This is a genomic window from Pseudomonas sp. GM80 (assembly GCF_000282515.1).
Lineage (GTDB): Bacteria > Pseudomonadota > Gammaproteobacteria > Pseudomonadales > Pseudomonadaceae > Aquipseudomonas.
In genome coordinates, this window is sequence record NZ_AKJD01000274.1 from 1 (window position 1) to 3,588 (window position 3,588).

Consider the following 3,588-nt stretch of genomic DNA (forward strand, 5'->3'; position numbering starts at 1 on the left):
GGCTTGCCAGCGATGGGGGCATTGCAGACGCTGGAGATCAGTCAGTCAGCTCAACGTCCTGGACTCGTGCCCAGTCTTCGATCAATCGCGCCGGCGTGCCGCAGACTTTGTGTTTGTAGACGAAGTGGCGGCACTTCTCGGCGAATTGACTGCGGTTGTAGAGCATGTCTTCCTGCATTTCTTGCAACTCGTTGGCGCGGCATTGCTGGATCAGCAGATGATCGACCCGCAACTTGCGTTCACGCACCGCCGCGTAGGTCGGGTCGTTCAACGCACCATTGGCCCGTTGCAGCAGCCACATGGCAAATTCATCCGGGCAGCGCGGGCCGATTTCCTGGACCATGCCCAGTTGCAACGCCTGCTGGGCACTGACCGGCAAACACGCCTGGGTCAGTTGTTCGGCCATCGCCGGGCCGACCGCACGGGGCAAACTGTAGGTCCAATATTCCGAGCCATACAAACCCATGCTCTTGTAATGCGGATTGAGCACGATGTCGGCCCGCGCGAAGACGATGTCCGCCGCCAGCGCGAGCATCACGCCGCCCGCGCCGGTATTGCCGGTCACGCCGCTGACCACCAGTTGCCGCGCGCTGAGCAACTCTGCGCAGACATCGTCGATCGCCTGGATATTCGCCCACGCCTCTGCGCCCGGATCCTGAGCGGCCTGAATCACGTTCAGGTGCACACCGTTGGAAAAGCTGCCGCGCCCGCCCTTGATCAACAGCACTTGCGTATCACGGGCCTTGGCCCAGCGCAGCGCCTCGACCAGGCGCTGGCACTGCTCGGTGCTCATCGCGCCGTTATAGAACTCGAATGTCAGCTCGCCAACATGCCCGGACTCGCGATAGGCAATCGGCTGATACGCTTCGGCGCTGAACGGCTGACTGGCGATTGACCAGTCCAGGTTCGGCACATTCGCCAGTTGCCCGGCCAGCACATGCCGTGCCGGCTGCTTGAAGGTTTCCTCGCCCGGTTGCGGTTTGCGCCGCAGGGCACCGATCCACACGCTGTGATCACCGGTGGCCACCAGCACCGCGTCGTCATGCACCGCGAGAATGTCGCCGGGCATGCCTGTGCGCGAATCCAGGTGTGCGTCGTACACGTAGTACTGACCGCCGGCCAGACTCGCCAGCACACCCGGCTGGCCGTCCGCCGCATCGATGCAGCGTTTGATAAAGCGTGCGCAGTCGTGCCATGTAAAGCTGCGATCATCCTGTTTCATGTTCGGCTGCAAGCGCCCGCGCACGGCGGGATTGCTGTAATCCAGCGGCACCGGGACAAACCCTTCGCGAAATTTTTCCACCACCTCGCGAATGCACAGCATCGCCGCGTCGCTGACCCGGCCGTTATACAACTCGGATTTGCGCAGACCCGCCGGCAGGTTGAATTCGCAGGTCGCCCAGACTGGCCCGGCGTCCATTTCTTCCACCGCTTGCAAGGCGGTCACGCCCCAGCTCGGCAGCTCGTTGGTGATTGCCCAGTCCAGCGCGCTGGCACCCCGATCGCCGACGATGCCCGGATGAATGATCACCACCGGTCGCTGGGTATTGCGCCACAACGCCTCGGGTACGCGGTCCTTGAGGAATGGACAGATCACCAGATCTGCGGCGCTGTTTTCGATCTGTTCGCACACGGCGCTTTCATCGGTAAACAGCACAACGCTGGGTGAATGCCCGGCCTGATGCAATTCCAGCCAGGCACGTTGCGTCAGGCCGTTAAACGCTGACGACAGCAGAATGATGTTGAGCGATTGCATGGGGTCTTCCTTGAGTGGGATCAGCCGCGGGCTCCCGGTGAGCCGTCCTTGGCCTTCGATGGAGCGAGGAGATTAATCAGTGGTCGAGGCTGCGCCAGTGATCGAAGTCAACGTTGTGTCAGCCAATGTTTGCGCGGTGACGAAGCGCCTTATTCTTAAAGGTTTGCTTGTGATGTTTTTTTATTACTTCAAATGTGCGCAACCCTATTGCACAGTCGCGCCTGATCAGAGCCGGACGATCCCGGCAGAACGATGGTTTTTCGCAGCGGGTGGGACCCGTTTTCAGGGAGCAAGGCATGGGTGGACATAACCCGCATTACCAGATCATCGGGCAGATGTTCCAAAAGGACTATCGCTGGCTGTGCGCTGCCGTTAGCCGCACGCTGGGCTGCCCGCACAGTGCACAGGACATCGCCTCGGAAACGTTTCTGCGAGTATTGGCCTTGCCGGACCCGACAGCGATTCGCGAGCCCAGGGCGTTGTTGACCACCATTGCCCGGCGGTTGGTGTACGAAGGCTGGCGGCGCCAGGATCTCGAACGCGCTTATCTGCAAAGCCTGGCGCTGGCGCCAGAGCCGGTGCATCCGTCGCCGGAAGAGCGGGCGTTGGTGATCGAAGCGCTGTTGGCGGTCGATCGCTTGCTCAACGGGTTGTCGGCCAAGGCCAAAGCGGCGTTTCTCTATCATCAGCTCGACGGTTTGACCTACAGCGAGATCGGCGAGCGCCTCGGCGTGTCCACCAGTCGCGTGCAGCAATACATGGTCGAGGCGTTCAAGCGTTGCTATCAGGCGATGCAGGCATGAGGGCGGACGAAACGCTGATCGATGAAGCCGCGCAATGGATGGCGCTGTTGCAATCGGGTGACGTCAGCCTCGGCGAGCGGGCGGCGTTCGAAGCCTGGCGCACGGCCGATCCACGGCACCAGCAGATCATCGAGCAAATGGGCGGTGGCCTGAACCTGTTGCGCAATCCGAACTTGCGCGCAGTGCCGCGCAACAGTCTGCTGCACAGCCTCAATGCACCGTCGAGTCGGCGGCGATTTATCAGCGGCAGTTTGAGTGTGCTCGGCGTGGCGGTGTTGGCCGGGTTGCTCGGGCGGCGTTATGGCTGGCTGCCCGAGGCTGGTGAATTATCGACGGGAACCGGCGAACGACGGGATTTTGCGTTGCCGGATGGCAGTGCGTTGACCCTCAACGCGCGCAGTCGCGTGGTGCCGTTGTTCGACAGTACGCAGCGCCTGCTGGCCTTGCGCAGTGGCGAGTTGCTGGTGGACGTGGCGAAGGACCCGTCGCGGCCGTTTGTGGTCGAGACCGAGCACGGTCGCATTCGCGCTCTCGGGACGAAATTGCTCGTGCAGCACAATGACGATTCCACACGATTGGTGATGTTGCATTCACAGGTCGAAGTGGTCACGGCCAGCGGTGCGCGGCAAGTGGTCGAGGCAGGGGAGAGTCTGCTGTTCAACGATCACGGCATCCTGTCATTGCAGCGCAGTAATGGTCACGAAAGTGCCTGGACGCAAGGTCGTCTGGAGGTTCGTGACCGGCCGCTCAGTGAGGTGATTGACAGCTTGCGCCGCTACCGTCGCGGCATTGTGCATGTCAGCGCTGAGGTCGCTGATTTGCGCTTGAGCGGCCTCTATCCGCTGGACGACAGTGACCGCACGTTGCAGTTGCTCGAGCGCTCTTTACCGATCCGCATCCTTTGGCACAACCCCTACTGGATCAGCATCGAACCTCGCCCCAGTTAAACCCGAACACCACCCCTGTAGGAGCTGCCGCAGGCTGCGATCTGTTGATCTTGATCCTTGAACAACAAGATCAAAAGATCGC

3 protein-coding genes are annotated in these 3,588 nt (G+C 61.3%); 2 read left to right on the top strand and 1 reads right to left on the bottom strand.

Annotated features, from left to right (window positions below):
- Positions 1-37: 37 nt before the first annotated feature.
- Positions 38-1,756, bottom strand: coding sequence for a hydrogenase maturation protein (locus PMI37_RS30780; RefSeq protein WP_008088961.1), 1,719 nt, complete (start codon positions 1,754-1,756; stop codon positions 38-40).
- A 296-nt stretch (positions 1,757-2,052) separates the two neighbouring features.
- Here PMI37_RS30780 and PMI37_RS30785 point away from each other — a divergent pair, with 296 nt between their 5' ends.
- Together PMI37_RS30785 and PMI37_RS30790 are read left to right on the top strand one after the other, a co-directional pair.
- Entirely contained in the window at positions 2,053-2,559 is a 507-nt protein-coding gene (locus PMI37_RS30785) for a sigma-70 family RNA polymerase sigma factor (RefSeq protein WP_008088963.1), read from the top strand.
- A complete protein-coding gene (locus PMI37_RS30790) occupies positions 2,556-3,506 on the top strand; it encodes a FecR domain-containing protein (RefSeq protein WP_008088965.1) in 951 nt (316 codons plus the stop codon). Before PMI37_RS30785 ends, PMI37_RS30790 begins: the two co-directional genes overlap by 4 nt.
- The last annotated feature ends 82 nt before the right edge of the window (positions 3,507-3,588 follow it).